The organism is Inquilinus sp. (genome assembly GCF_057815775.1).
In genome coordinates, this window is the sequence record NZ_JBYRFX010000415.1 from 1 (window position 1) to 1,611 (window position 1,611).

The 1,611-nt window shown below is 69.3% G+C and carries 2 protein-coding genes and 1 pseudogene; all 3 read left to right on the forward strand.

Annotation, left to right across the window (positions count from 1 at the left end):
- Positions 1 to 245 (forward strand): hypothetical protein (locus tag AC3XYG_RS14790; protein ID WP_489140604.1); only part of this gene is annotated, 245 nt, incomplete at its 5' end.
- A gap of 10 nt (positions 246 to 255) precedes the next feature.
- Positions 256 to 1,281, forward strand: coding sequence for an ABC transporter permease (locus AC3XYG_RS14795; protein WP_489140605.1), 1,026 nt, complete (start codon positions 256 to 258; stop codon positions 1,279 to 1,281).
- Between the two features lie 4 nt (positions 1,282 to 1,285).
- Positions 1,286 to 1,441 (forward strand): annotated as a pseudogene (locus AC3XYG_RS14800) (ATP-binding cassette domain-containing protein); the annotation flags it as partial.
- Positions 1,442 to 1,611: the final 170 nt, after the last annotated feature.

Below are 1,611 nucleotides of genomic sequence, written 5' to 3' on the forward strand. Positions count from 1 at the left end.
CTGCGACGGTGTCGTCCGATCCCTACTGGCAGGGCAGCATGGGCCTGGCGATCCCGTACCAAGCCTCGCTCGGCAAGTTCGACCCGGCCAAGGAGCCGCCGGAGCACCGTGAATTCTACGGCAAGGCGATCGTCGTGACGAAGGACAATGTCGACGAGTTCATCAAGACCAACATCGCGGCCGAACCGGTGATCGACTACACCGACCTCTGGGGCCGGGTGACCGGCCAAGTCCGGCCGGGCTGACGGATTCGTCGTGACCGTGCAGTCCCCCATCGCGTCGGCGGCGGCCCCCACCGGGCCGTCGCGGGCGATCGTCCGCCGCCCCCGGCTGCAGCGGCGGCTGCGGCTGGCGGCGCCGCTGATCGTCCTGGTCGTGCTGTGCCTGCTGATCGGCGTGGCCAACCCCAACTTCCTCAGCACCGGCAACTTCGTCCGGGTGGCGACCGCCGCCTCGATCCCGCTGGTGCTGACGCTGGGCGCCACCTTCATCATCCTGCTCGGCAGCATCGACCTCTCGATCGAAGGGGTGCTGGCGGTGGCGTCGATCGTCCTGGCGCTGCTGGTCGCCAATGATTCCGGCGGCGGCGCGGATCTCGGGCTGGTCGCGGTGCTCTTCGCCATCGCCACCGGCACCGCCATGGGGCTGCTCAACGGCGTGCTCCATGTCGGGCTGAAGATTCCGTCCTTCATGGTCACGATCGGCAGCTGGTTCATCGGTCTCGGCGCCGCCACCATCCTGCTCGGCGGCAGCACGGTGCGGATCACCGACCCGACCATCCGGGCGCTGGCGCTGACCCGCCTGGCCGGGATGCCGCTGTCGGTCTGGATCGCGCTGGGCGCCCTGTTCGTGGCCTGGGTGATCCAGAACCACACCCGCTTCGGCCGCCACGTCTATGCCATCGGCGGCGGCGAGGATCTGGCGGCGCTGTCCGGCGTGCCGATCCGGCGCACCAAGATCATCGCCTTCGCCCTGGCCGGCAGCTTCTACGGGCTGGCCAGCGTGCTGGCGACGGCGCAGCTGGGCCAGGCCAATGCCGAGATCGGCACCGGCCGGCTGTTCACCACGGTCACCGCGGTGGTGGTCGGCGGCACCTCGCTGATGGGCGGGCAGGGCGGCGTGCTGAACGCCCTGGTCGGCATCCTGATCGTGTCGGTGCTGGCCAACGGCATGGTGCTGCTGGGCATCCCGCCCTATCTGCAGCAGGCCGCCCAGGGCCTTATGATCATTGCCGCGGTCGCGCTGTCGCTCGACCGGTCGCAGCTTCGCATCGTGAAGTGACGCCATGCTGCAGGCGATCGGGCTTCAGAAATCCTTCGGCAGCGTCCTGGCGCTGAAGGGCGTCGACGTCGAGATCCGGCCGAACGAGGTGGTCGGGCTGGTCGGTGAGAACGGCGCCGGCAAATCCACCCTGATGCGCATCCTGGCAGGGGTGCAGCAGCCGACCCAGGGCGAGCTGCGGCGCGACGGGCAGGTGCTGCACCCCTGCCAGGATGCGCATCAGGGTGGATTTGCCGGCGCCGTTCTCACCGACCAGCCCGACCACCTCGTTCGGCCGGATCTCGACGTCGACGCCCTTCAGCGCCAGGACGCTGCCGAAGGATTTCTGAA